The 4285-nt window shown below is 58.6% G+C and carries 6 protein-coding genes and 1 tRNA gene; 5 read left to right on the forward strand and 2 right to left on the reverse strand.

Annotation, left to right across the window (positions count from 1 at the left end; all coding sequences use genetic code 11):
• Nucleotides 1–551 (reverse strand): DUF6538 domain-containing protein (locus R6T97_RS13770; protein WP_410349869.1); only part of this gene is annotated, 551 nt, incomplete at its 3' end.
• A gap of 83 nt (nt 552–634) precedes the next feature.
• Nucleotides 635–709, reverse strand: a tRNA-Thr gene (locus R6T97_RS13775).
• 88 nt (nt 710–797) lie between these two features.
• Between R6T97_RS13775 and R6T97_RS13780 the strand changes: the two genes are divergently transcribed.
• The 5 genes from R6T97_RS13780 to R6T97_RS13800 form a co-directional block, all read left to right on the forward strand.
• Nucleotides 798–947, forward strand: a complete 150-nt coding sequence (locus R6T97_RS13780) for a hypothetical protein (protein ID WP_410349870.1) — start codon at nt 798–800, stop codon at nt 945–947.
• A gap of 6 nt (nt 948–953) precedes the next feature.
• The gene (murA, locus tag R6T97_RS13785) at nt 954–2219 is read left to right on the forward strand and encodes a UDP-N-acetylglucosamine 1-carboxyvinyltransferase (protein WP_410349871.1); all 1266 of its coding nucleotides are present in this window, start codon (nt 954–956) and stop codon (nt 2217–2219) included.
• Nucleotides 2216–2695, forward strand: coding sequence for a DUF2948 family protein (locus tag R6T97_RS13790; protein ID WP_410349872.1), 480 nt, complete (start codon nt 2216–2218; stop codon nt 2693–2695). The genes murA and R6T97_RS13790 overlap by 4 nt, the downstream gene beginning before the upstream one ends.
• A gap of 70 nt (nt 2696–2765) precedes the next feature.
• The gene (gene hisD / locus R6T97_RS13795; RefSeq protein WP_410349873.1) at nt 2766–4076 is read left to right on the forward strand and encodes a histidinol dehydrogenase; all 1311 of its coding nucleotides are present in this window, start codon (nt 2766–2768) and stop codon (nt 4074–4076) included.
• Nucleotides 4073–4285, forward strand: a 213-nt coding sequence (locus tag R6T97_RS13800) for a UPF0262 family protein (RefSeq protein ID WP_410349874.1), incomplete at its 3' end; no start/stop codon positions are given. The genes hisD and R6T97_RS13800, both read left to right, overlap by 4 nt.

The raw sequence follows: 4285 nt of genomic DNA on the forward strand, positions 1-4285 counted from the left end.
GTTTCCATAGCGGGGAAGCGGCTAGCTCGCGGGTCAGGGCTGTAGTCACCTTTTGAACGTCCCTGCTGAAACTCATACCATTGCCGCCAAGCTTTGCTGAGCTCTTCGCATAGTCGCTGTCGACTGAATGCATCGGCTGCAAGCCCGTGCCCCGAAAGCAAACGGTCTGCATCATCCCCAAACCATCGTTCGAGGCTGCCTTGGTCGTTTTCAATGCCGTTGAACTTCTCGGACATCATTTCCCAAAGCGCAGGTTCGCCCGGTTCGTCTTCAACAAATTTGTTCAGAGCACGATAGTACTCACCTGAGATGGCCACCAATTGCTTGTGTGGGATTGGACAGGGCCGGGCGCGTAACGACTGCCAGACAAGTGCCTGCTTGCGGCTTTCTTCAGCATGCCTGTCTTTGGCCTCTTCGGCATCCTTCGTGTGCAGAGAGCGACTAACTTCTGCTTTTCCAAATGCCGCCCGAAGGTCGGTAGGCGTTTTTTGGCGGAAGTAGTACACGCCACTCTTCGGATTTTTATGGGGTCGGGACATTTGCAAAACCATAGCGGTGTAGGTCCTCGGTGTAGACCCGAGCATCACTCAACACACTGTTAGCACTTATCTTTTTGTTTTTTAACGATAAAAGATGGTGCTGTGAGAGAGGATTGAACTCTCGACCTCACCCTTACCAAGGGTGTGCTCTGCCACTGAGCTACCACAGCATCCGGTGCTGCGTCGGATTAGACGCAATCGCCCTTTGGTGCAAGCCCTCTCTAGACGGTTTTTGCGCATGTTGATAAGACCGCGCTCATGACCGACAAAGATGCCAATCGCAAATCCGACAAGACTGCCAAAACCCGTGAAGACAGGTTGAAGGCGGCCCTCAAGGCCAATATGGCCAAACGCAAGGCGCAGGCGCGTGCAAGGGCTGCAAGCCCCGACACAGAAAAGAAAGAGTAGGCGGGAATGGATTCCATTGTGGTCACGGGCGGCATACCGCTCAATGGCAGGATTGCGATTGCGGGGGCCAAGAATGCCGCGCTTGCCTTGATGCCCGCGACGCTGTTGTCCGAAGAGCCGCTGACGCTGACCAATGCGCCGCGCCTGTCTGATATCGCGACGATGACCGCGCTGCTGCAATCCCTTGGTGTCGAAGTGACCGCGATGCAGGATGGCAAGGTGCAGGTACTGTCCAGCCACGCGATGACATCAACGACAGCAGATTACGAGATCGTGCGCAAGATGCGCGCATCGAACCTTGTTTTGGGCCCTCTGCTCGCCCGTCATCATCAGGCGATCGTGTCCCTGCCCGGCGGCTGTGCCATTGGCGCCCGCCCCATGGATATTCACGTCACGGCTCTGGAGGCGATGGGCGCCGAGATTAAACTGAAAGACGGGTATTTGCACGCCAAGGCCTCTGGTGGGTTGAAGGGGGCGAGGGTGCCGCTTCGTTTTGCGTCCGTGGGCGCGACCGAGAATGTACTGATGGCGGCGACTTTGGCCAAGGGGACGACCATCATCGAAAATGCGGCGCGCGAACCCGAAATTGTGGACCTCGCCAAATGCCTGCGCAGCATGGGCGCCCATATCCAGGGCGAAGGCACCAGCACGATCACGATTGAAGGCGTTGATCGCCTTGGGGCCGCGACACATCCAGTTGTGACCGACCGCATTGAACTGGGCACCTATATGTTGGCTCCCGTTTTCGCCGGTGGCGAGGTCGAATGTCTGGGCGGCAAGCTTGATCTGGTGGGGTCTTTCGTCGAGAAACTGGATGCCGCCGGTGTCGATGTGACCGAGACGCCCGATGGCCTGAAGGTCAAACGCCGGACCGAGCGTGCAGCGGCAGTCGACATCACGACCGAGGTGTTTCCCGGCTTTCCGACCGATCTGCAGGCCCAGATGATGGCGATGCTGTGCACCGCCACAGGAACGTCGGTTCTGGAAGAAAAGATTTTCGAGAATCGCTTTATGCATGCCCCCGAGTTGATCCGTATGGGGGCGGACATAGATGTGCATGGCGGCGTCGCCACGGTGCGCGGTGTGGATCGCCTGAAAGGTGCCCCTGTGATGGCGACCGATCTGCGCGCTTCGGTATCGCTGATCCTTGCGGGCCTCGCGGCGGAAGGTGAAACGACAGTGAGCCGGATTTACCACCTTGATCGCGGTTATGAACACATCGAAGATAAGCTGAGTGGTGTCGGCGCAAAAATTGAACGGATTTCGACATGACGCAGGATGCAACATTCGAGGACGGACGCGAGGCGCCGTTGCGCCTTAAGGCGTTGGATGCCGAGGATTTATCGGTGATGGCGGCTCTGGTACAGGATGCCGTCTTTCCGGCGGTTGAAATGCGCTGGGACCGCAAGGCGCGGCGCTTTGCGATTCTGCTCAACCGTTTCCGGTGGGAGGACGCCCCCAAAGCCGAGGCCCGCAAGCGCAGCTTTGAGCGGGTACAGGCGGTTCTGGCTGTCGAGGATGTCATGAAAGTGCAAACCCAGGGTATCGAAAAATCCGATCCCGACATGGTGTTTTCGCTGCTGGCGATGGCGTTCACCCCCGGCGAAGACTGCACGGGGCGGTTGGAACTGACCCTTGCGGGTGATGGTGTGATTGCGCTGGATGTCGAGGCGCTGGAGGTCATCTTGCAGGATGTGACCCGCCCCTATGCAGCACCATCCGCCAAAGCGCCGTCGCATCCCGAATAAAACACTGGCAACACACCATTGAAGCGCCCTGCCCGCCCCGCTATGTCGTGGCCTCGCAAGGAGTGATATGATGCCACAGTTTCTATCCACGGCCGATGCCGGTTTCGAGGCCCGCTTTACTGCCCTTTTGGGGGCAAAGCGCGAAGACAGCCCGGATGTGGATCAGGTCGTCGCTGACATCATTGCAGATGTCCGCGCACGCGGCGACGCGGCTGTGCTTGAACTGACGGCAAAGTTTGACCGGCTGGAACTGACGCCGCAGACGATGCGCTTTAGCGAGGCAGAGATCGCGGCGGAATGTGCCAAGGTGAATGACGCAGATCGTGCGGCGCTGGAATTGGCGGCAGAACGCATTCGTGCCTATCACACGCGACAGATGCCGGACGATGCGATGTGGACCGATGATGCGGGCGCGACACTCGGCTGGCGCTGGACGCCGGTTTCGGCGGCGGGGCTTTATGTGCCGGGCGGTTTGGCGTCTTATCCATCGTCCGTCTTGATGAATGCGATCCCGGCGAAGGTCGCGGCTGTCGGCCGCTTGGCGATTGTGGTGCCAACACCCGATGGTGTTACCAATCCGCTGGTCCTGATGGCGGCCAGGATTGCCGGCGTGGACGAGATTTACCGGATCGGGGGTGCCCAGGCTATTGCCGCCCTTGCCTACGGGACCCAGACGATTGCGCCTGTCGACAAGATCACCGGACCGGGCAATGCTTTTGTCGCGGCTGCCAAGCGCCGGGTCTTTGGTAAGGTGGGCATTGATATGATCGCCGGACCGTCAGAGATTTTGGTTATCGCCGACAAGGATAACGACCCTGATTGGATCGCGCTCGATCTGCTCAGTCAAGCCGAACACGACGAAAGCGCGCAGTCGATCCTGATCACGGATGATGCAGGCTTTGGGCAGGCCGTGGCGCAGGCCGTGGAAAAGCGGCTGGAAACTTTGGAGCGTCGCGCCATTGCGGGGGCAAGCTGGCGTGATTTCGGGGCTATCATCACGGTGAAGGACTTTGACGAGGCCGTCATGCTTTCGGATCGTATCGCACCGGAGCATCTGGAAATATGCACCGCTGATGCGGACCCATTGTCCCAAAAGATCACCCATGCGGGCGCAATCTTTATCGGGGGTTGGACACCGGAAGCGATTGGTGACTACATTGGCGGTCCAAATCACGTTTTACCGACGGCACGGTCGGCACGGTTTTCAAGCGGACTATCGGTCATGGACTTTATCAAGCGCACCACCCTGTCACGCATGACACCTGACGCGCTGGCGGCAATCGGTCCGGCTGCGGAACGGCTTGCCATTTCGGAAAGTCTCGAGGCGCATGGCCTGTCAGTGCGCGCCCGACTTGACCGCCTGAATCGGGGTGATGCATGAGCAAGATCACTCATATCGATCTGGACGATCGCAATCTGCCACCACCTACGCCCGAGATAGATCAGGAACGCAAAGTCGCAATGTTCGATCTGCTGGAGGACAACAGTTTTTCCCTGCCTGAGCGCGAGGGGCGCGACGTGCCGCTTGGACCCTATAAACTGGGTCTGTCGATCAAGGAACGCCGTCTGGTTTTCGACATCAAACAGGAA

Origin of the sequence: Yoonia sp. (genome assembly GCF_046498525.1) — a bacterium.
Taxonomy (GTDB): Bacteria; Pseudomonadota; Alphaproteobacteria; order Rhodobacterales; family Rhodobacteraceae; genus Yoonia.